Source organism: Actinomycetospora sp. 2LY8.5 (genome assembly GCF_057180585.1).
This window is the reverse complement of record NZ_JBXUHE010000035.1, coordinates 1-21,116: the sequence shown is the minus strand read 5'-3', so window position 1 is coordinate 21,116 and position 21,116 is coordinate 1. Positions and strand designations below refer to the sequence as shown.

The 21,116-nt window shown below is 73.2% G+C and carries 22 protein-coding genes and 1 riboswitch; of the genes, 17 read left to right on the top strand and 5 right to left on the bottom strand.

Going from position 1 to position 21,116, the window contains the following annotated elements; translation table 11 throughout:
- The first annotated feature begins 23 nt into the window (after nt 1–23).
- Nucleotides 24–812, top strand: coding sequence for a PIG-L family deacetylase (locus tag AC2A1K_RS27565; RefSeq protein WP_483899543.1), 789 nt, complete (start codon nt 24–26; stop codon nt 810–812).
- 1 nt (nt 813) lies between these two features.
- Nucleotides 814–2,346 carry an ArnT family glycosyltransferase gene (locus AC2A1K_RS27560; RefSeq protein ID WP_483899542.1) on the top strand — a complete coding sequence of 511 codons (1,533 nt, stop codon included), beginning with the start codon at nt 814–816 and terminating at the stop codon, nt 2,344–2,346.
- 69 nt (nt 2,347–2,415) lie between these two features.
- Here the strand turns inward: AC2A1K_RS27560 and AC2A1K_RS27555 are convergent, their stop codons facing one another.
- On the bottom strand, nt 2,416–3,102 hold the full coding sequence (locus tag AC2A1K_RS27555; protein ID WP_133826668.1) for a response regulator transcription factor: 687 nt from the start codon (nt 3,100–3,102) through the stop codon (nt 2,416–2,418).
- Between the two features lie 440 nt (nt 3,103–3,542).
- Here AC2A1K_RS27555 and AC2A1K_RS27550 point away from each other — a divergent pair, with 440 nt between their 5' ends.
- From AC2A1K_RS27550 to AC2A1K_RS27520, 7 genes are all read left to right on the top strand, one after another.
- Entirely contained in the window at nt 3,543–4,856 is a 1,314-nt protein-coding gene (locus tag AC2A1K_RS27550; protein ID WP_483899541.1) for a DUF1996 domain-containing protein, read from the top strand.
- Nucleotides 4,857–4,961: 105 nt separating this feature from the next.
- Nucleotides 4,962–5,090, top strand: a riboswitch (TPP riboswitch).
- On the top strand, nt 5,081–6,487 hold the full coding sequence (locus AC2A1K_RS27545) for a purine-cytosine permease family protein (RefSeq protein ID WP_483899540.1): 1,407 nt from the start codon (nt 5,081–5,083) through the stop codon (nt 6,485–6,487). (Overlaps the previous riboswitch by 10 nt.)
- 81 nt (nt 6,488–6,568) lie before the next feature.
- Nucleotides 6,569–8,062, top strand: a complete 1,494-nt coding sequence (locus AC2A1K_RS27540) for a GDSL-type esterase/lipase family protein (protein ID WP_483899539.1) — start codon at nt 6,569–6,571, stop codon at nt 8,060–8,062.
- Nucleotides 8,063–8,111: 49 nt separating this feature from the next.
- Nucleotides 8,112–9,152 (top strand): aldo/keto reductase, encoded by a 1,041-nt coding sequence (locus tag AC2A1K_RS27535; RefSeq protein ID WP_483899538.1) that lies wholly within the window; start codon nt 8,112–8,114, stop codon nt 9,150–9,152.
- A gap of 62 nt (nt 9,153–9,214) precedes the next feature.
- Entirely contained in the window at nt 9,215–9,949 is a 735-nt protein-coding gene (locus tag AC2A1K_RS27530) for a hypothetical protein (protein WP_483899537.1), read from the top strand.
- On the top strand, nt 9,946–10,515 hold the full coding sequence (locus AC2A1K_RS27525; RefSeq protein ID WP_483899536.1) for a hypothetical protein: 570 nt from the start codon (nt 9,946–9,948) through the stop codon (nt 10,513–10,515). The genes AC2A1K_RS27530 and AC2A1K_RS27525 overlap by 4 nt, the downstream gene beginning before the upstream one ends.
- A 79-nt stretch (nt 10,516–10,594) precedes the next feature.
- Complete coding sequence (locus tag AC2A1K_RS27520; RefSeq protein ID WP_483899535.1) at nt 10,595–11,014, top strand: nitroreductase family deazaflavin-dependent oxidoreductase; 420 nt, start codon at nt 10,595–10,597, stop codon at nt 11,012–11,014.
- Between the two features lie 16 nt (nt 11,015–11,030).
- On the opposite strand, the gene AC2A1K_RS27515 is transcribed toward AC2A1K_RS27520, so the two are convergent.
- Together AC2A1K_RS27515 and AC2A1K_RS27510 are read right to left on the bottom strand one after the other, a co-directional pair.
- The gene (locus AC2A1K_RS27515) at nt 11,031–12,173 is read right to left on the bottom strand and encodes an SMP-30/gluconolactonase/LRE family protein (protein WP_483899534.1); all 1,143 of its coding nucleotides are present in this window, start codon (nt 12,171–12,173) and stop codon (nt 11,031–11,033) included.
- Nucleotides 12,170–12,580 (bottom strand): hypothetical protein, encoded by a 411-nt coding sequence (locus tag AC2A1K_RS27510; protein ID WP_483899533.1) that lies wholly within the window; start codon nt 12,578–12,580, stop codon nt 12,170–12,172. Before AC2A1K_RS27510 ends, AC2A1K_RS27515 begins: the two co-directional genes overlap by 4 nt.
- 102 nt (nt 12,581–12,682) lie before the next feature.
- Between AC2A1K_RS27510 and AC2A1K_RS27505 the strand changes: the two genes are divergently transcribed.
- Nucleotides 12,683–13,384: a TetR/AcrR family transcriptional regulator gene (locus AC2A1K_RS27505; protein WP_483899532.1), complete on the top strand. Its 702-nt coding sequence runs from the start codon at nt 12,683–12,685 to the stop codon at nt 13,382–13,384.
- An 84-nt stretch (nt 13,385–13,468) separates the two neighbouring features.
- On the opposite strand, the gene AC2A1K_RS27500 is transcribed toward AC2A1K_RS27505, so the two are convergent.
- Nucleotides 13,469–13,681, bottom strand: a complete 213-nt coding sequence (locus tag AC2A1K_RS27500; protein ID WP_483899531.1) for a hypothetical protein — start codon at nt 13,679–13,681, stop codon at nt 13,469–13,471.
- A 307-nt stretch (nt 13,682–13,988) separates the two neighbouring features.
- A complete protein-coding gene (locus AC2A1K_RS27495) occupies nt 13,989–15,230 on the bottom strand; it encodes an alpha-hydroxy acid oxidase (RefSeq protein WP_483899530.1) in 1,242 nt (413 codons plus the stop codon).
- Between the two features lie 177 nt (nt 15,231–15,407).
- Between AC2A1K_RS27495 and AC2A1K_RS27490 the strand changes: the two genes are divergently transcribed.
- The 7 genes from AC2A1K_RS27490 to AC2A1K_RS27460 all read left to right on the top strand — a co-directional run bounded on the left by AC2A1K_RS27490 (nt 15,408) and on the right by AC2A1K_RS27460 (nt 20,996).
- Nucleotides 15,408–16,013, top strand: coding sequence for a hypothetical protein (locus AC2A1K_RS27490; protein ID WP_483899529.1), 606 nt, complete (start codon nt 15,408–15,410; stop codon nt 16,011–16,013).
- 171 nt (nt 16,014–16,184) lie between these two features.
- Nucleotides 16,185–17,054, top strand: coding sequence for a methyltransferase domain-containing protein (locus AC2A1K_RS27485; RefSeq protein WP_483899528.1), 870 nt, complete (start codon nt 16,185–16,187; stop codon nt 17,052–17,054).
- A gap of 121 nt (nt 17,055–17,175) precedes the next feature.
- Nucleotides 17,176–18,930, top strand: coding sequence for a PHA/PHB synthase family protein (locus tag AC2A1K_RS27480; RefSeq protein ID WP_483899527.1), 1,755 nt, complete (start codon nt 17,176–17,178; stop codon nt 18,928–18,930).
- A gap of 215 nt (nt 18,931–19,145) precedes the next feature.
- Nucleotides 19,146–19,334, top strand: a complete 189-nt coding sequence (locus tag AC2A1K_RS27475) for a hypothetical protein (protein WP_483899526.1) — start codon at nt 19,146–19,148, stop codon at nt 19,332–19,334.
- A 100-nt stretch (nt 19,335–19,434) separates the two neighbouring features.
- Nucleotides 19,435–19,755 (top strand): hypothetical protein, encoded by a 321-nt coding sequence (locus AC2A1K_RS27470; RefSeq protein WP_483899525.1) that lies wholly within the window; start codon nt 19,435–19,437, stop codon nt 19,753–19,755.
- 3 nt (nt 19,756–19,758) lie between these two features.
- A complete protein-coding gene (locus AC2A1K_RS27465) occupies nt 19,759–20,151 on the top strand; it encodes a helix-turn-helix domain-containing protein (RefSeq protein ID WP_483899524.1) in 393 nt (130 codons plus the stop codon).
- Nucleotides 20,148–20,996 carry an alpha/beta fold hydrolase gene (locus tag AC2A1K_RS27460; RefSeq protein WP_483899523.1) on the top strand — a complete coding sequence of 283 codons (849 nt, stop codon included), beginning with the start codon at nt 20,148–20,150 and terminating at the stop codon, nt 20,994–20,996. The genes AC2A1K_RS27465 and AC2A1K_RS27460 overlap by 4 nt, the downstream gene beginning before the upstream one ends.
- Nucleotides 20,997–21,116 lie beyond the last annotated feature (120 nt).

The following is a 21,116-nucleotide window of genomic DNA, read 5'->3' as shown; positions in this document are numbered from 1 at the left end:
ACCCCCTCACTAGGCTCCCGCGTGTGGCGACCATGGTCAGCTTCCACGCACACCCGGACGACGAGTGCATCTCCTGCGGCGGCGTCATGCGCGCGGCCGCCGACGCGGGGCACCGGGTGGTGCTGGTCGTCGCGACCCGCGGCGAGCACGGCGAGGTCGTCCCCGGGGTGCTCGCCGACGGCGAGACGCTCGCCGAGCGCCGGGTCAAGGAGACGCACGACGCGGCCGCCGTGCTCGGCGTCGCGCGGGTCGAGTTCCTCGGCTACGTCGACTCCGGGATGGTCGACACGGAGACCAACGGCGCCACCGGGTCGTTCTGGTCCGCCGACGTCGAGGAGGCCGCCGAGCGGCTGGCCGCGATCCTGCGCGAGGAGGACGCCGAGGTCCTCACCTGCTACGACCGCATCGGTGGGTACGGCCATCCCGACCACATCCAGGTCCATCGGGTCGGCCGGCGTGCCGGGGAGCTCGCGCGGACGCCGCGGGTCTACGAGGCGACCTCCAACCGCGACCAGTTCCGCACGATGCTGGCGACGGCGCGCGAGGCCGGCGAGGAGGAGGGCCCCGACCTCGACCCCGAGGCCTTCGGCTCGCCCGAGTCGGAGCTGACCACGCGGGTCGACGTCACGCAGCACCTCGACGCCAAGCGCGCAGCGATGCGCGCGCACCGCAGCCAGATCGCCGACGACTCCTTCTTCCTCACCCTCGACGACGACCGGTTCGCCCTGGCCTTCGGCACCGAGTGGTTCATCCGGACCGACGGGGATCCGGCCCACCGCGAGGACACGCTCTTCCCGACGGGGACGACCTGAGATGACCACCGGCCTCGACCCGGCCACCGGATCGGACCACGACGTCCCCGTGACCGTCGACGACCCTCCGCTGCGCCGGACGCTCCCGCGCCCGTCGCCGGAGACGGTGCTCGTCGCCGCCGTCGGCGCGCTCATGGGCGGGCTGCTGTTCCTCGTCGCGTACCGGGGGATGCCCGACGACTCGTACATCACCCTCGACTACGCGCGGAACGTCGCCGAGCTCGGGCACTGGGGCCTGACGCCGTTCCGCGACGCCAACTCCGCCACCTCGCCGCTGAACGTGTGGCTGCTCGCGGCGGGCATCGTCGCCACCGGGCGCCCGGCGGTGTCGGCCGGCATCGTCCTCGTCGTCACCACGGCGGCGATGGCGGTCTGGGCGGCCGGACTCGCCGGGCAGCTGGGGCTGCGCCGCCCGGTGGCCGCGTTCCTCACCGTCGGGCTGATCGTCACCTCGCCGATCTTCGCCGCCGTGGTCGGCATGGAGTCGTTCCTGGTGGCGGCCCTGCTGGTCGCCGTCACGCGCTACGGCGCCGCTCGCCGGCCGGTGGCGACCGGGGTCGTCATGGGCCTCGGTGTGCTCACCCGCCCCGACCTCGTGCTGCCCGCCGTCGTCCTCGTCGCGGTGCTGTTCCTCGCCGCGGCCCCGCGGGCGTGGCGCGGGGCGCTCGGCGCGGTCGGCGTGGGCGCGCTGGTGACGCTGCCCTGGCACGTGTGGTCGTGGTTCGTGCTCGGCAGCTTCGTGCCGGACAGCCTCATCATCAAGACGAGCGGCGCCTTCCCCGGCGGCGAGGTGTTCGGCAACGGGCCGCTGTTCATGGCGGAGCGCTGGCCGATCGCCATGCTCATGGTCGGCGTGGTCGTCGGGGTGGGCCTGGTGTCGGTCGTGGTCTCGGCCGCACGGTGGATCCGCCGCGAGGGTCGGCTCCTCGACCGCGTGGTGGTGGCCGCGGGCCTCGCCGGCGCAGTGCACTACGCGGCCTACGCGGCGATGGGCGTCTCCTCCTACATCTGGTACTACTGCCCGTCGTTGGCCCTGCTGACGCTGTGCGCCGCGCTCGGCGCCGCGGACCTGAGCGTGCAGCGCACCACCGCCGTCGTCACGGGGCTGGCGCTCGTGGCCGGCGTGAGCATCGGTCACCAGACCGGGCTCGGGATCCCCTGGCCGCATCCGGCGGTGTTCGGGAACTGGGCCAGCGCCGCCGACTACATCAACGCGGGCCGGGGGCTGGCGGAGACCGTGCCGCCGGACCAGAGCATCCTCGCGCCCGGCGAGATCGGCACCATCGCCTACGCGTGCCGCTGCGACGTCGTCGACCAGTTCAGCGACCGCGCCCGCCTGTTGTCGATCGTCGACTCCCGTCTCGCCGCGGCGGGCCCGCTCGAGGCGGCCCTGCTGCGCGTGAACTTCCTCCACGCCGAGCGCCGGCCCGTCGAGCCGCCTGACGTCGAGCTCAGCTACGAGACCGGTCCCGGACCCGGGTGGCCGACCTACGTCATCGGCCGAGGAGCCGGACACCTGGTCCTGGAGCGCTGAGGGTCCTGGAGCGCTGAGGGTCCTGAGGGCCGCTGGGGGCCGGCTGGGGCCTCAGCCCTCGTTGGGGCCTCAGCCCTCGAGGATGTAGCCGCGCCCGCGGACCGTGCGGATCCGTTCCGCGCCGAGCTTGCGGCGCAGGTAGCCGATGTAGACCTCGACGATGTTCGAGGTCGGCGGTCCGCCCCAGACACGGGTGACGAGCTGCTCCTGGGACATGGCCTGCCCGCGCGGGTGGCGGATGAGCGCATCGACCACCGCGTACTCGGTGCGCGACAGGCTGACCGGCTTGTTCTCGACGAACACCTGCTCGAGCGCCGTGTCCACCGCCACCTCGCCGCGGCGCAGGAACAGCTGCGCGGTCGGGCGGTCGTCGCCGAGGCGCAGGCGCAGGCGCGCCAGCAGCTCCTCCATGGGGAAGGGCGTGACCAGGTAGTCGTCCTGCGTCGCGCGCAGGGTCGACACCGTGCGGTCACGGGCCTCGGGGCTGGTCAGCGCGATGATCGGGGTGCGTGGGCTGTCGCGGTGCAGGTCCGCGAGCACCTCCACGGGCCGCAGTCCCGGCATCTCCACGTCCAGCACGACGGCCCGCGCCCCGCTGGCACGCGCGGTCGCCCCGACGCTCCAGCTCTCACGGAGGAGCTGAGGTTCGAAGCCGTGCGACCGCAACGTCCCGACCAGGACGCTCGTTGTGCGATGGGAAGGGGCCACGCACAGCACGCGGCCCCGCTCCGCGCCCGCATAACGATCAGGTCTCATCGCGGTCCAGCTTGGACCGCGGCGCGTTCGAGTTCAATCAACGAGCGGCGAGCGGAGACGTGATGCTCGCCCGCCGCGCCGACCTGAGAATCCCACGAGGCGAGCGGCCCACTTACTCATCCGTTCGGCCGCATCAGCCTGCCGGTCGTCGTGCTGAGCGGTCCTGCGAGCGGTGTCCGAACCTGAGATCTCTCAGATAAGCGGTCGCCGGACGGCCGTGTCCCTACCGTGACCTCCCGTCGGAGCCCGGGCGGCGACGCTCCCCCTTCGCCCTGCCGCCGTCCGTGCTCCGCCGACAACCACAGGCAGGACACCCGTGTCCCGCGCGTCGATTCCCCGGACGAGCTCCCCCGTCCCGGCGTCGCGGGCACCGTCAGGAGGTTCCCGTGCCCCGACGCGGACGACATCGCACAAATCTGCCGACACGGCTCATCGCCGCCGTGGCGGCCCTGTTGGTCACGGCCGGCGTCGTCGTGGCGGCCGGCTCGGCCGCCGCCCAGGACGAGTCCGGCGACAGCGGCATCCTCAGCTCCCTGACGGGCAGCTCGTCCTCGGAGGAAGGGTCCGGCGGCGAGGACTCCGAAGACTCCGAGGGCTCCGAGGGCTCCGCGGACTCCGAGGGCAGCGGCTCCGGCGACGAGGACGGCCAGGACCAGTCTTCTGGTGAGGAGGACTCCGGTGACCAGGGCGACCAGGGTCAGGACGACCAGGGGCAGGAGGACCAGGGCGACCAGGAGCGTCGCGGCGACGAGAACAACGGGATGACCGAGGACGTCGGCGAGGTCGACGCCGACAACGAGGGCGCGGCCCAGGAGGCCGCCGAAGCCGAGGACCCCTTCCCGGGTCGTGACGAGGCCGCGAACGCCGACGCCGGCGACTACGTGGACATCGGCGACGTCGAGGCGAACGGCAACATCGGCGAGGGCGGCGTCTTCAACGGCGGGTCGTACAGTGTCGACTGCGGCGTGAGCGACCACAACAACTCCGACAACTACATGGCCGCGCCGGGCAAGAAGAACGGCGCCCAGCACGTCCACGACTACGTCGGCAACCAGACCACCGACGCGAACTCCGACGACGACCCCCTGCAGGAGGCGGCCGACGCGGGTCAGACCTCCTGCGTCAACGGGGACGGCTCGACGTTCTTCTGGCCGGTCCTGCGTGACATCAACGGCCAGAGCCCGGACGAGGGCGAGGACGGTGGCAGCCTCGACGGCAACGTCGGCTCGATCATCAAGCCGGCCTCGGCCGACCTGACGTTCCACGGGCACGGCGACCGTGAGATCACCCCCATGCCCAGCCACCTCATGATGATCATGGGTAACGCCAAGCAGGGTGCTCAGGACGGCGCGAACGTCAACGCGAAGTACACGTGCTCCGGTCAGGGCAACGAGAACCGGATCACCGAGCAGTACCCGATCTGCGGTCAGGGCGAGCAGCTGACGCGCATCCTCGACTACCCGAGCTGCTGGGACGGCGAGAACCTGGAGTCCAAGGACTTCCGCTCGCACATCTTCTTCCCGGACGCCCAGGGCAACTGTGAGGAGGACCAGGAGCCCATCCCGGCCCTGCGCATCACCCTGAAGTACGACCAGCCCGAAGGCCGCACGTTCCAGATCGACAGCTTCCCGAACGAGCAGCACGACCCGAAGACCGACCACTCCGACTTCCACAACATCGCCAGCCAGGCGTCGAACGACGCGGGAGCGGACTGCATCAACAACGACCAGCGGTGCGCCAACCTGCAGCAGTAGGCCGCGCCTGAGCACGACCCACGACGAGGGGCCGTCCCTGTGATCCTCGCGATCACGAGGGCGGCCCCCCGTCGTCGTGTCGCGTACGGTCGTCGGCGGGCGCCGACCGGCGCTCACGGGAGTCCGGAGCCACCGGGCTGAGAGGGGACCTGGCCGTCACCACTGCGGCAGCGGTCCCGACCGTCGGAACCTGATCCGGATCATGCCGGCGCAGGGAGGCTGCTGTGAGCACGTCTGCGTCCACCTCGGCTGCTGAGACGCCCGAGGTCGCCCCCACCCTCGACGGCCCGGTGCCGAAGACCCTCGGTTTCCTCGACCAGGGCGCGTTCTGGGCCAACCTCGGTGTGAGCCTGCTCGGCTTCGCCGGCGTCCTCGCGGTGCTGCAACCGGCGGGCGCGCCACCGCTGACCGTGACCGCCGCCGTCGTCGCCACCGCGGTCGGCACGCTGATCGGCAGCGCGATGGTCGGCGTCTCGGCGATGCCCGGCGCGGCGACCGGCGCGCCGGCGATGGTGCTGCTCCGCGGGCTCTTCGGCGGTGTCCTGTCGTGGATCCCGTCGGTGCTCAACGTCGTGCAGCTCATCGGCTGGGGCACCTTCGAGCTGGTCGTCATCGCCCAGGCCGGCACGCTCGCGCTCGGCGGCCCGACCTGGGTGTGGGTGCTCGGGGCCGGGGTCGTCACCACCCTGCTCACGCTGCGCCCGCTCGGGATGCTGCGGCTGCTGCGCCGCGTCGTGACGATCCTCGTGGCGATCTCGATCGCCTACCTCGCCTGGTGGTTGTTCAGCCGGCCCGAACTGGACCTCGGCGCCGGCGGCGGCTCCTGGGCCGGCTTCTGGGCGGGCACCGACGCGGCGATCGCCGTCGCCGTCTCCTGGATCCCGGTCGCGTCCGACTTCTCGCGGCACTCCCGGCGCGTCTCGACGGCCTTCACCGCGGCCACCGTCGGCTACGGCGTCACCCAGATCGTCTGCTTCGTCGTCGGCCTCGCCGCCCTCGCCCTGGTCGCGGGGAACGGCGACGAGGTGTTCGCGCCCATGCTCGCCGCGCCGCTCGGGCTCGTGGCGCTGCTCGTGCTCACCGCCCGCGAGACCGACCAGTCGTTCGCGAACGTCTACTCCACCGCGGTCTCGGTGCAGAACCTCGCGCCGCGCGCCGACCGGCGGGTGCTCTGCCTGGTGATCGGCACCGTCGTCACCGTGCTCGCCCTCGGGGTGACCATCGACGACTACGCGGTCTTCCTCGCCGTCATCGGGTCGGTGTTCGTGCCGCTGCTCGGCGTCGGAGTCGGCGACGCGCTGGTCCGCCGCGGCGCCGCAGGGCCGGAGGGTCGAGCTCCGCTATCGGCGTGCTCTCCCCATCGCTACGTCTCCGGGGACCTCTCGCGCTGGGCCCCGTCGCGCCCGCTCATGGTCGTCGCCTGGGTGATCGGTCTGGCGGTGTACCAGCTGGTCAACCCGGGTGGGGCGCCCCTCTGGTCGGACGCCTGGATCGCCCTGCGGGACGCCCTCGGGTTCACGCCGCCCTCGTGGCTCTCGGCGTCGCTGCTGTCGTTCGTCGTGGCCACCGGGGTCGCCGCCGTCCTCGCGCGTCTGGAGCGGCGGCGCACGACGTCCACCACGCACGGGTGACGCCGGCGGCCTCCGTCCGGTAGGGCTGAGGACCGACAGGGCTCGGGTGAGTTCCTGGGGAGTCGAGCAGCGAGGAGGACCGTGGGTCGCCGCCTCCGTGCCGTCGGGCGCGAACTGCGCTCACCCGTGACGTTGCTCCTGGTCTTCGGCTGTGTCGTGGCCGGGGTCTGGGCCGCGCTCGTGCTCACGCCCGACCAGGACGTCGAGGCCTTCGGGCAGCAGATCAGCGTCGGCGTGCAGCCGCCGAGCGCCACGGCGTCGGGACCGCCCCGGATCGTCCAGATCGGCAACACCAGCCTGGACGTCCCCGACGTGACGATCTACGGGCCGATCCGCCCGCAGCTCTCCATCGGCCCGGTCCAGCGCAACGAGACCGCCGGGTCCGCGCTCGAGGCGCTGGCCGACGGCGACAGCCCGACCGAGGCGCTGTCGGCGATCGTGACGGGCTTCGAGCAGTGGTTCGGGAAGGCGACGCTGATCCTCGTCGCGGTGGTGCTCGGGGTGTGCGGGCTCGTCGGCTCGCTGCGGGTCCTCGCCACCCTGCGGTTCACCGCCCGCCGTTCCGGGGCCGGGGCCCGCCCGGCGATCATCGCGCGGCGCCTGTCCCGGACCCTGACGTCGTCGACGGTCACCGCGCTCGCCGTGTCGCTGGTCGTGTGGGGGGCGTGCGGCGCGCTCGCGGTGGCCGGGGCGCAGGAGCTGCGCAGCGCGACGTCGCTCACCGACCTCACCGGCGCCCACCACGTGACCCCCTCACCCGTCGGTCCGACGGTGTCCGGGGTGCGCGGCGTCGTCATCGGGGACTCGCGCGTGGCCCGGCTCGGCGGGACGCCGGCGCCGGACGCGTCGCCCGAGGACGTCGCGTGCGCCCGCAGCACCGACTCGCTGGCGCGCCAGCTCGGCGCGGCCATCGGCGAGGACGTCCTCAACCTCGCCTGCTCCGGCGCCCGCATCACCAGTGGCCTGCGCGCCCCCCAGCAGACGGGCGGGGTGACGGTCCCGCCGCAGATCGGGCGGCTCAAGCAGGTCGAGGACCCGGCGTTCGTCGTGGTCGCGGTCGGGCCCAACGACCTGAACTGGACCGACCTCATCGGCTACTGTTACGCGGTCACCGACTGCGCGGACAACTTCACCGCCGGCGAGTTCTCCTACCGGCTGGCGGCCTTCGACCGCGACTACGCCGACCTGCTCGCCGACCTCGCGACCCTCCCGTCCAGGCCGCGCGTGGTGGTCATGACCAGCTACGACGTGCTCGAGCCCGACGCGCAGTGTTCCACCGTGCGGGGCCCGCTGCAGTACCCCGGGCTGACCCCCGAGGAGATCCGGCTGCTCTCCGACCGCAACGCCGAGCTCAACGGGGTGCTCACCGCCGGGGCCGTGCGCTACGGCTTCGACGTCGTCGCCCCGCCCCTGACCCCGCTGTGCGAACCCTCGCCGGACGGGCTGGGCCCGGACCTGCAGTCCCTCGACGACCCGCACCCGTTCCACCCGACCGGGGTCGGCGAGCTGCGCCTCGCGATCCCCGTCGTCGACCGCATCGGGATGCCGCCCGCCGCGGGGCCGCCACCGGGATGACTCATTCCCACGTGCTTGCGCCGGGCCGTGGACGGGGACTCCCCCTGTCGTGAAGATGCGGACACTGGGGCGCACCGGCATCAAGGTCAGCCCGTACTGCCTCGGCGCCATGATGTTCGGCGCCTGGGGGAACACCGACCATGACGACTCGATTCGGATCATCCACCGCGCGCTGGACGCCGGGATCAACGTCGTCGACACGGCCGACGTCTACGCGCAGGGCGAGTCCGAGGAGATCGTCGGCAAGGCGCTGCAACAACTCCCGCCCACCCGCCGCGACGACGTCGTGCTGGCCACCAAGGCCCACGCGCCGATGGGCGAGGACCCGAACCGCCGCGGCAACTCGCGCCGGTGGCTGGTCACCGAGGTGGAGAACTCGCTGCGCCGGCTGCAGACCGACCACCTGGACCTCTACCAGATCCACCGGCCCGACCCCGAGACCGACGTCGAGGAGACGCTCTCGGCGCTGACCGACCTCGTGCGCAGCGGCAAGGTCCGGGCGATCGGCTCGTCGACCTTTCCGGCCTCCGAGATCGTCGAGGCCCAGTGGGTGGCCGAGCGGCGCGGCTACCAGCGCTTCCGCACCGAGCAGCCGCCCTACTCGATCCTCAACCGCGGCATCGAGCGCGAGGTGCTGCCGGTGTGTCGCCGCTACGGCATGGGCACGCTCGTCTGGAGCCCATTGGCGATGGGGATGCTCACCGGGAGGATCCGTCAGGGCCAGGAGGCCGGCACGCAGCGCGCACAGCGCTCGCCGGGCCGCTTCACCGACCAGCGCAAGCTCGACGCCGTCGAGGCCCTGATCCCGCTCGCCGAGAAGGCCGGTCTCTCGATGGTGCACATGGCGATGGCGTTCGCCGTGTCCCACCCGGCGGTCACCTCGGCGATCATCGGGCCCCGCACGACGGAGCAGCTCGAGGACCTCCTCGCGGGGGCCGAGGTCACGCTCGACGACGAGGTGCTCGACCGCATCGACGAGATCGTCCCGCCGGGAGTGGACGCCAACCCCGGCGACGTGTCCTACGAGCCACCCGCCATCGGCGAGGTGACTCAGCGGCGTCGGCCGTCCGAGGAGCGCTCGGCGGCCTAGGTCGTGTCAGGTCGTGTCCGGTCCTGTCAGGTCGTGTCCGGTATCCACGGAGGGAGTCGGCGATGGGCAGTGTCGCCGTCGTGATCGTGGTCGTCGTGGTGGTGCTGGCGCTCGCCGGTGTCACCGCCCTCGTGCTCGCCCGCCGAAGACGCCGGCGCGAGCTCGCCGACGAGTTCGGTCCCGAGTACGAGCGTCGTGTGTCGGAGACCGGCGACCGCCGGCAGGCCGAGCACGAGCTCCGCGAGCGCAAGGACCGCCACGACCAGCACCAGCTGCGTCCGCTGGAGCCCGCCGAGCGTGAGCGCCTGCACGCCGACTGGCAGCAGGTGCAGCGCGGGTTCGTCGACGACCCGGGAGGGGCGGTCGAGCACGCGGACGCCCTGGTCGTGACGATCATGCGGGCGCGGGGCTACCCGGTGGAGGACAGTCGGCGCCGGACCGAGGACCTCTCGGTGGCCCAGCCCCACCTCGTGCAGGACTACCGGCAGGCGCAGGACGTGGTGACCGCCCACCGGCAGGGCACGGCGAGCACCGAGGACCTGCGCACGGCCTTCACGTCGTTCCGCACCCTGGTCGAGGCATTGCTCTTCGACGACGGGCACGGGCCCGCCGGCAGCACCGAGCGCATCCCAGGAGCGCCGCGGGGTGGTGGCGACCAGCCGATCGGGCACGCCGAGGCGGGCACGGAACGGATCGGCCCGTCGCAGGCGGGTCCACCCCCGGCCGGTCCGGCCCGCCCGCCGTCGGCGCCTCCGGCGTCCGGCGGCCCCGACGGACACCAGGAGCGCAGCTCATGAGCCATCCCGAGCAGGGCCAGCCGGCACCGCACCCCACCGAGCAGCCCGTGGGTCGTGAGCGTCCGGGCGGCTACGAGGAGGACCCGCGGCAGAACGCGGGCCCCACCGGTCCCGTGCCGCCGCAGGGCGGGTACGGCGAGCCGGGGGTGCCGCAGACGAACCAGGTCGGGGCCGCGCAGGGCGGACCAACCGGCGCGTACCCCGGCCCGCCCGACCACGGTCGCGGTGCCCCCGGCGAGCCGGCGGGCGCGTCCGGCGGGGGGACGCCCGATCCGAGCGACGCGCGGCAGCCGGCCGAGCACGGCACGATCTTCGACGCGCAGCGGGCGGCCCAGTGGCGCTCGCAGTGGGAGGACGTGCGCATGTCGTTCGTCGACCACCCGCGGGACGCGGTGACGCAGGCGGACGCGCTGGTCGGCGAGGTGCTCGGGGAGCTTTCGCGCACCTTCGCCCAGCAGCGCAGCGCGCTCGACCCCAACGCGCTCGGCGGCGACCCGTCCACCGAGGAGATGCGCCGCGCGGTGCAGCGCTACCGCGAGTTCTTCGACCGGCTGCTCACGCTGTAGCGCCCGCTAGCGTGCGGTCGTCGTCTCCACCAGCGGTTTCGGTCGTGTCCTCGATCGGATCTCCCCGGTCGTCGGTGCGGTGACACGGGCGCACATCGCGCTCTATCGCCGCACCGGCGGCCGGCTCGGCCACACGATCCCGGGCCTGCCGACGATGCTGCTGCTCGATCACGTCGGAGCCCGCTCGGGACGCCCGCGGACGACCCCTCTGCTGTACTTCACCCACCCCGACGACCCCGACGACCTGGTGATCGTCGCGTCGTACGGCGGGCACCCGCGCCACCCGGCGTGGTTCCACAACCTGCGCGCTCATCCCGACACGACCGTGCAGGTGCGCGACGAGGTCCGCCCGGTGCACGCCCGCGTCGCCGGCGACGCCGAGCGCGGGCGGCTCTGGCCGTCCGCCACCGCGACGTACTCGCCGTTCGCGGGCTACCAGCGGCGCGCCGAGGAGGTCGGGCGCACCATCCCCTTCGTCGTGCTGACGCGTCGGGGCTAGCCGGGCTGACCATCGGTCATCGGGCTGCGGGCATGGTGCGCAACGGGTGGCCGAGCAGTGCGCCGAGCCACCAGCGGTCGCCGGCGGGGACGACGTTGGTCGGCGCCGGGGTGAGGCCCGTGACGTACTGTCGCGGCGCGCCGTCCGGGTCGAGCACCATCACCGAGCCGCTGAGCGGGTCCGACTCGTTGACGAACCACGACATCGGCAGGCGGGCGAGGACGTTCCGCCCGAGCGTGGTCGGCAGGGCGACGTCGTCGAGCGCGGCGGTGCGGTCGTAGAGGGCGAGCAGGACCGACCCGTCGGGTGCGGTCGTCAACCCGTCGGCGACGCCGGGCAGGTCGTCGAGCAGCACCTCGCGGCCGCCGCCGACGACGTCGTGGCGCAGGATCCGGTACCGGTTGCTCTCGGCCACCCAGACCTCGCTCCCGTCGGCGCTGACGGCCACGCCGTTGGGCAGGTACAGCCCGTCGACGGCGGTGCGGGCCAGGCCGGTGCGGGGGTCGTAGGCGACGAGCCGGCCCGACGGGCGCCCGTCGAGCAGGTCGGGGAACAGGTAGGACGGGCTGTCGTCGCCGAGGGTGCCGCGGTGGTACCGCGAGCTCGAGTCGGAGAACCAGACGACGCCGTCCGGGCCGATCGCGAGGTCGTTGGCGAACGTCACCGGCCGTCCGTCGACGTCGGCGACGAGCGTGCGGACGGTGCCGTCGGGCTCGACGCGCTGCAGGCCGATCCCGTGGTTGGCGACGAGCAGCGCGCCGCCGACGTCGACGACGAGCCCGAGCGGGCGGCCGCCGACCTGGGCGTGGACCGCGTCGGCGCCGTCCGGGGCGATCCGGTGGATCACGCCGGCGCGGTCGCCGGTGTAGACGGTGCCGTCGAGGGCGACGGCGACGTCCTCGGGGCCGTGGAGCCACCGCGAGGCGGGGACGGCCGCCGCGGTGCCCGTCGGCACGGGCGGGACGGCGCCCGAGCCGGGGGTCCAGGCCACCGGATCGAAGTCCGGGGTCGGAGCCGGGACGAGGACGAGCAGGCCGCCGCCGACGACGACGGCGACGACGGCGACGAGTGCGGCGAGGGTGTTCGCGACCGAGCGCAGGACCCGCCGCTGGGGTGGGGGCTGCGGAGCCGCCGAGGGCGACGTCCCGGCGACGGTCACGCCGTCACCTCCTGGCGGTCGGTACGGCTCAGGCGGCGACCCGCGGCGACCACGAGGATGCCGGCAAGGACCACGATGCACGCGAGGTCGAACAGCTGGATGCCGGTGTTCGCCGTTGCCTGGGCCTCGGGCTTGGTCACCGTGAGCAGTAGCCCGGCGGCCTTCGATGTGATCACGCCGGCCGCGATCGGCGTGCGGACCTCCGGGCGCAGGGCCGCCCAGACCAGGGCCGCGCCGGCGAGCAGCTGGTAGACCCCGCGGTGCTGCAGCAGCCCCAGCACCTGCGGGCCGGGATCGGTCAGACCGTACGAGGCCAGCTGTCCCGGATCGACCACCACCAGAACCGGTACCGCCGTGAACACGCCCATCGTGATGAGCACGGCTCGGATCACTCGCTCGATGCGCACGCCGAGCTCCTCTCGTCGACCGTCAGGTTCGTCGAACATCGTCAAGGAGAGCGAACTCGCTTGACACTGTCAAGGTGGCTTGGTCAGTGCTAACTTCGCCGTATGCCCGCGATGACCGGCTCCTCGTTCCGGGAGCGCCGGCACGCCTCCGCCGTGCGCGAGATCAAGGAGGTGGCGCTGCGCCACTACGCCGAGCAGGGCGGCGACGGCCTGTCGCTGCGGGCGGTGGCACGCGAGATGGGGATGTCGGCCCAGGCGCTGTACCACTACTTCTCCGGGCGCGACGACCTGCTGACCGCGTTGGTCGCCGACGGCTACCACCACGCCGCCGACGCCGTGGCCGCCGCGCGTGACGCCGCGGGCCCGGGCCGGCGCGCGCAGATGGTCGGCGCCGCGCACGGCTACCGCGGCTGGGCCGTCGAGCGGCCGCACGAGTTCCGGCTCGTCTACGGCGACCCGGTGCCCGGGTACGTGGCGCCGGCCGACGGCCCGACCGCCGGGCTGGGCCTGCGGGTGGGCCGGGAGTTCGCGCGGGCGTGCTTCCCCGACTGGTCCCCGGAGGTCTTCGCGGCCCTGGCGGAGCGCCTCGGCGGGGTGGAGGCGCCCGCCGGTGGATCGGAGTGGGAGATCGTCCCCGTGGTGGTCCGCCTCAGGCTCGCGGAGTGGTGGGGCCAGCTGCACGGCCTGGTCGCGCTCGAAGTCCAGGGTCACCTCGGATGGACGGGCACCGACCCGGCGGATGTCTTCGACGGCGCCGCCGACCGGCTCGCCGACCGCATCGAGGAGGTCCTCCTGTGCGCCTGAGAGACGCCGACACGATCGCCCAGGTGCAACGCTGCCCAGGCGCACGCTGTCTCGGCTCGGTGAGCGGTCCGGGGTCGAGCCCGCTCAGCCGGGAGAACAGGTCGTCGGCCAACCCGAGGCGCCGGGGAGGCCGCCGTCCGCGAACACCCAGCACCGCGGCGACCTCGTCGCCGGAGAACTCGTCCGAGCTCGGGAGCCGGACGGCCCGCCCGACTCCTGCACCGCGATGCCGAGTTCCCGCACGCCGGCCAGCAGCAGCGCCTCGGCGCGGTTGAGCAGCGCCCAGCGGGCCCGCACGGAGGCGACCAGATCCCCCCGGCCAGCGCGGTGGGGGCGACCCCGTCGAACAGCCCGGCCAGACCCCCGCCAACGCCGGCCGGGGAAACCACAGCTCAGGCCCCCACCACAGGTCACGGAGCGGTAACGATCCCGACCGCGGGGTGATCGCCACTGCGGCGAGCGCGTGGCGTTACGGACACTGAACGTCTGCGACGCCACGCCGCTGACACCACGCCGCTGACACCACGCCGCTGACACCACGCCGACCGCCACCCACCGACCGCGCGATGGCCTCGTCGGCGACGGCCCACCGCGGACATCCCGGCTAGCCCAGACGAACGTGTTCCGGGCGCAGGTCCTCGACGCGCGAGACCCCCAGCAGGGCCATCGTCCGGCGGATCTCGGCGGTGAGGATCGTGCCGAGGCGTTCCACCCCGAGCTCACCGCCCGCCATGAGCGCGTAGAGGTACGCGCGCCCGACCAGACAGCCCGAGGCCCCGAGCGCGACCGCGGCGACGATGTCCGCGCCCGACGTGATCCCGGTGTCGAGCAGCACCTCGGCCTCGCCACCGATCTCCGCCACCACCGACGGCAACGTCTCCAGCGGCACCGGCGCCCGGTCGAGCTGGCGCCCGCCGTGGTTGGACACCACCACCGCGTCGGCGCCGGCATCGACCACCCGCCGCGCGTCCGCCGCGGTCTGGACGCCCTTGACCACCAGCTGCCCGTTCCATGTGGAACGGAGCCAGGCGAGGTCGTCGAGCGTCAGGTGCGGGTCGAACATCGTGTCGATGAGCTCGGAGACCGTGCCGCCCCACGAGGACAGCGCCGCGAACTCCAGCGGCTCGGTGGTGAGGACGTTCATCCACCAGTGCGGATGGCGCGCCATGTCCAGCAACGTCCGCGGGGTCAGCGCCGGCGGGATCGTGAGGCCGTTGTACGCGTCACGCAGACGGGCGCCGCCCACCGGCGTGTCCACGGTGAGCATCAGGGCCTCGTTGCCCGTGGCCTTCACCCGCTCGACGATCGCCGCGCTCGCCTCGCGGTCGCGCCACAGGTAGAGCTGGAACCAGCGGCGGGTCTGGGGCGCGGCGAGCGCCAGGTCCTCCGGGGACGTGGTGCCCATCGTCGAGAGGGTGTGCGGCACCCCGAGCTTCGCCGCCACGCGCGCCACCGCCGGCTCGCCCGCGTGGTGCATCATCCGGGTGAACCCGGTCGGCGCGAACGCGAACGGGAACGCCGAGGGCCCGCCCAGCAGGGTCGTGCTCGTGTCGATCGACGAGACGTCCTGCAGCACGGACGGCCGGAACTCCAGGCGGGCGAAGGCGTCGCGGGCGCGCCGCAGCGAGAGCTCGGCCTCGGCGGCACCGTCGGTGTAGTCGAACACCGCCCGCGGCGTGCGGCGCCGGGCGATCGTGCGCAGGTCGGCGACGGTGTGGGCGCGCGCGAGCCGTCGTCGGGTCGGGTCCACCTCCGGGCGGGCGACCCGCAGCAGCGGGCGCAGCTCCGACGGGCGCGGCAGCCGGCGCGCCGGGCGTCCTGCGGTCGGGTACTGCGGGGTCGTCATCGCCCGGCTCCTCTTCGTGACGGTGGTGACGGCAGTGGCCGTTGCTCACCGAACGGGGCCGGACGCGGAACGTCAAGGGATGCTCTCGGTGCCGGGGAGGGTCCACCCGTGGCGACGTCCGGTGCGGTACAACCGTCTCGACGGGCCGGCGCCGTCGGTCGGGGAGAGGACGAGGTCGTGAGCTACCCGCAGCAGTCGTGGAACGACGGCGACGTCGAGGTCCTCGGCCGACGACTCTGGGCGGGCGGGGTGGCGACGGCGATCGTCGCCGCGGGCATCGCCGTCGTCGGCGTGCTCATCATCTCCAACGTCTTCGACCTGGGCATCCAGACCGCGCAGCGCAGCGGCGCCCTCGTCGACAACGCCATGACGATCATCCCGGTCTGCGCCGTGATCGCCGCCCTCGCCGGCACCGCGCTGCTGCACCTGCTGCTGCTCACGACGCCCCGCCCCGCGACCTTCTTCTCCGCGATCGTGCTGCTGGTCCTCGTGGTGCTGGTGCTGCAGGTGTTCCTCGCGGCAGGCGGCGTGGTCGACCACATCGCCACCGCGGTCCTCTACGCGGCGATCGGCCTCGCGATCATCTCGATGCTCTCGGGGGTCTCGCGCACGGCGGTCCGCCCGGCGGCGCAGGGCGGCTGGGGCGGTCGCCAGTACGACGGCCGCTACGACCAGCGCTACGGCTCCTACGACCAGCCGTACAACGACCCGTACGCCCAGCGCGACGAGCGCACCACCCGCTACGACCCGCGCGGGCCGCAGGGTGGCGGCCGCTGGGGGTGATCACCCGGGGCCTTGCGTGACGTTGATTCTATTGACGCCCCCTTTCCTTGACCCTCGCGGCGGGACCTGACGACCATCGATCCTGCGTGATGCTCCACGCGGGCGTTTCCAGCTGCCCGCGTCCAGCTTCCGTCGTCCTCCCCCGGAGGGCGACACCGGGAGGAGAAGTCGATGGCACCCACGGCGGTCAACGGCAGCGGCACCGGCCGCGAGCACGAGGTCCTCCACCGGGCACCGGCACCGGCGGCCGGAAAGGCGACCCCGGACCCACACCCCGTCGACCTCGAGCAGGCGCGGGCCGCCCTGCGCCTGGCCCTTCCCGAGCCCGGCAGCAAGCTCAGCCAGGACGACGAGTTCTGCGTCGTCGCCCAGCCCGACGGGACGTGGCGCGAGTACCGCTTCCACGACTACGACCGTATCTTCGGTGTGCCCGGGCTCTACGAGAAGATCTTCTACGACGTCCTGGGCTGCGACTCGCCGCGGTTCATGGTCGGCCTGCTGAGCGAAGCCCTGGCGACGGCGGGCGAGCCGGCCTCGGCGCTGCGCGTCCTCGACCTCGGCGCGGGCAACGGGATCATGGCCGAGGAGCTCGCCGCGGTCGGCGTGGCGCACTCCGTCGGCGTCGACATCCTCACCGAGGCCCGCGACGCCGCCCTGCGCGACCGGCCCGGCCTCTACGCCGACTACCAGGTCGCGGACCTGACCCGGCTCCCCGCTGCGCAGCGGGAGACGCTGGCCGGGCACCAGCTCAACGCCCTCACCGTGGTCGCGGCGCTGGGCTTCGGCGACATCCCGCCGGCGGCGTTCCGCACGGCCTACGACCTCGTCGCTCCCGACGGCTGGATCGTCCTGACGATCAAGGACGCGTTCCTGGAGGACACCGACACCACGGGCTTCGGCGGCATGATCGGCGAGTCGATCCGCTCCGGAGCCCTCGAGGTCGTGCGCCGCGAGCGCTTCCAGCACCGGCTTGCCACCGACGCCAGCCCCCTGCTCTACGAGGGGATCGTCGCGCGCAAGCGGGGTGCGCTCGCAGGCTGAGCTGAGACCCGCCTCCATGACTCCTCGGTAACCGTGTGACCCAGCTCCCAGCCGGGCACACTTGCCGTCGGGACGTGTCGGCGCGGCACGTCCGGAGTCGACGTGAAGGTAGGTCGCCGACATGACCGTGGAGCAGCACCGCACCCAGCCGCCGATCGGCCCGAACGGTGTCGGTGTCGACCTCGCCCGCTCCCTGGAGTCGGTCGTGCCGGCCGCGGTGCTGGCCGAGGTGGACCCGGCCCTCTGGGGCCGGACGGTCGTGCAGGTCGCCCAGGGCCTCGCGACGCACCCGGCCGACGTCGGGCGGGTCGTCGCTGCGCACGCGGCGCTCGCCGCGCGCATCGGGTCGGCGACGGTCGCGCGGATGTTCGGCTCGACCGCGGACGGGCCGGTGCCGATCGAGAAGGACGGCCGGTTCAAGGACCCGACGTGGGAGGAGAACCCGGCCTACTGGGGGCTGCGCCAGCACTACCTCGCGCTCGTGGCCACGCTGCACGATCTCGTCGACGCCGCCGGCCTGGACCGGTCGTCGCGCGAGCGGGCGCTGCTGCTCGCCGACGTGCTGAGCAGCGTGCTCTCGCCCACCAACCTGTTGCCCGGCAACCCTTCCGCGCTCAAGCGCGCGTTCGAGACCGGAGGGGCGAGCGTCGTGTCCGGGTTCCGGCAGATGCTCGACGACCTCGCCACCAACCAGGGCCGCCCGCAGCAGGTCGACCGCACCAACCTGCGCGTCGGCCGGGAGCTCGCCGCGACGCCGGGCAAGGTCGTCCACCGCAACCGGCTCATGGAGCTGATCCAGTTCGAGGCGCAGACCGACGAGGTCCACGAGATCCCGATCCTCGTGAGCCCGCCGTGGATCAACAAGTACTACGTCATGGACCTCGCGCCGGGCCGCAGCTTCCTCGAGTGGGCCGTGCAGCACGGCCACACCGTGTTCGTCATCAGCTACCGCGACCCCGACGAGTCGATGGCCGACACGGGGCTCGACGACTACCTGGAGCTCGGCGACCTCGCCGCGCTCGACGTGGTCCAGGAGATCACCGGCGCGGAGAAGGTCAACCTCGTCGGGCTGTGCCTGGGCGGGCTGATGGCGACGATCGCGACGGCGATGCTGCACGCGCGGGGCCAGGGCGAGCGCATCAACTCGCTGACCCTGCAGAACACCCTGCTGGACTACAGCGACCCCGGGCCCGTCGCGAGCTTCGTCGACCCGGAGATCGTCGAGCGGCTCGAGCGCAAGATGGCGAAGACCGGCTACCTGCCCTCGGAGTCGATGGCGGGCACGTTCGACCTGCTGCGCGCCAACGACCTGATCTTCAACTACGTCGGGCCGAACTGGCTCGAGGGCAAGGCGCCGCCCGCGTTCGACATCCTGGCGTGGAACGCGGACTCGACGCGGATGCCGGCGAAGATGCACGCCTTCTACCTGCGGCACTTCTATCTGCAGAACGAGCTGGCGCGCGGCGAGCTCGAGCTGCTGGGCGAGCACCTCTCGCTGAAGTCGATCACGAACGACACGTTCATCGTGGGCGCCGTGAACGACCACATCGCGCCGTGGCGTACGTCGTTCACCTCGACCGGCCTGCTGGGCGGCGACGTCACGTTCACGCTCAGCAACGGCGGGCACATCGCCGGCGTGGTCAACCCGCCCGGGACGAAGGCCAAGCACTGGATCGGCACCGTCGGTGGCACGTCGGCTCCGGACGCGGACACCTGGCTGCAGCGGGCGAGCGAGGTGCAGGGCTCGTGGTGGGAGCCGTGGCGGGACTGGATCGCCGAGCGCGGCGGCGGGATGCGCACGCCGCCGCCCGTCGGGTCGGAGGCCCACCCGCCGCTGGGGGACGCGCCGGGCTCGTACGTCCTCGGGACGCCGTGACCGACTCCGTGTGGTGAGCGAGGAGCAGGTGAGTGACCTGCGCCTCGACGGTGTTTCGTCTGGCAAACGCTGGGTAACGGCGAGGGTCGATCGGTCGATCCACAGTTGACGAGAGCACGAGTGCTCGTCACCGTGTTGCACGGAGCGCATCTCCAGCGCGTCTCCTGCAACCGGACCGACCGTTTGCCCGCCTTCACCAGCCGAGGGTGTTGCCCGTGAACCGCCACGCCTCCGTCGCCCTCCGTCGCAAGGTCGACGACGCCGTCGGCCCCGCCTTCGACCCGGTGTTCCTGCGCCTGGACCTTCTCCTCGCCAGCCGGGAGGCGCGGTGCCCGTGCCGCTCGTGCGCCTCGCGCGTCGCCGAGCGCCTCGCGCGTCTGGTCGCCTCGCTGCCCGACGCCTGAGACCGGTGACGCCCTGTGGCCGATGCCATCGCCGCGCCGCGGTCCCCGGTGGGCGCTTGGTAAACTGAGCGCTGTCACCGATGACGCGGAGGAACCACGCATGGCCACCCCCACCGCCGACCCGACCCTCGACCAGGTCCGGGAGCGGGCCGTCGACATGATCACCCAGGTCCAGGAGGCCGGGCTGCGCTTCGCGGGCTCCGTCGCCGAGACCTGGACCGCGGCGCTGCAGAACGTCCCCGGGGCCGGCGCCACGTCCCCGGTCGGTCTGCTCCACACGCCCGGCGAGGCCGTCGACCGGTTCTACGACACCGGGGTGCAGATCCTCGAGGCGCAGCGCGCCGCGGCCCACCAGGTGATCGAGGCCGTCGTGCCGGCGCTCCCGGCGTCCGTGCGTGCGACGACGTCGCCGCGCCGCTAGGACATGGCGGGCCCGTCCGGGGCGTGGGAGGACCACCGCCGCGCCCTGGGCGGGTTCATCCGCAGCCAGCGCAAGCTCGCGCGCCTGTCGCTGCGGCAGCTCTCCGCCCTGAGCAACATCTCGAACCCGTACCTGAGCCAGATCGAACGAGGACTGCACGAACCCTCGGTGCGCGTGCTGCACGCGATCGCCGAGGCCCTCGACATCTCGGCCGAGACCCTGCTGCTGCAGGCCGGCCTGGTGCGCGAGCACGCCGGGGGTACCCGGGCGGAGGCCGAGGGGGCGAGCGAGGCGTCCACGGAACGGGCGATCCGCGCCGACCCCCGGCTCTCCGACGCGCAGAAGGAGGCCCTGATCTCCGTGTACCGGAGCTACACCGCGGGAGGCACGCCGTGAGCGCGCTCCCCGTCGACGACCGCCACCCCGGCCCCGACCCCGTCCCGGCCGCCCGGCCCGAGTGGGTCGGCGACCTCGTCGTCGCCGGGTACCGCCTGCACGTCGCGCACCGGCCGGGGGCATCCGGGCGGATGCCGCTGGTGCTGGTCAACGGCATCGGCGCGAGCATCGAGTTCCTCGACCCGCTCGTGGCCGCGCTCGACCCGGACCGCCCGGTCGTCCGCTTCGACGTGCCCGGGATCGGCGGCTCGCCGCTGCCGTGGGTGCCGCTGCCGATGGCCGGGCTCGCCGGACTGCTCTCCGGCCTGCTCGACGAGCTCGGGTACGCCCGCGCCGACGTGCTGGGCCTGTCCTGGGGCGGCGGGATCGCCCAGCAGTTCGCGCTCCAGCACCCGGACCGCACCTCGAAGCTGGCCCTCGTGAGCACCGGGACCGGCGCGATGATGGTGCCCGCACGGCTCACCGTGCTCGCCAAGATGCTCACGCCGCGGCGCTACAACGACAAGCGCTACCGCCACGACGCCGGCGCGGAGATCTACGTCGGCGAGGACCAGGCCGCGGTCGACGCGGTCTTCGGCCGCGCCCGCCCGGTGGCCTTCCGGGGCTACCTGTTCCAGCTCATGGCCCTGATGTCGTGGACGAGCCTGCCGGTGCTGCCGCTCGTCGCCGCCCCGACGCTCGTGCTCGCGGGGCGCCGCGACCCGGTGATCCCCGTGGTCAACGCCCACCTCATGGGCGCGCTGATCCCGCGCGCCACGGTGCACCTGCACCAGGGCGGCCACGTCGGCATCCTGACCCGCCCGCAGGAGCTCGGCCCGGTGCTCGAGGAGTTCCTGGACGGCTGAGAGCCCTGTGTCAAGCCGCCGCTGCTGCGAGCTGTTGTTGCAGCCCTCGGTGGAGGTCGGGCCGGTAGGTGTCGTGGTTGGTCCAGCAGCGCCAGAGGACGCGTAGCCAGGCGCGGGCGA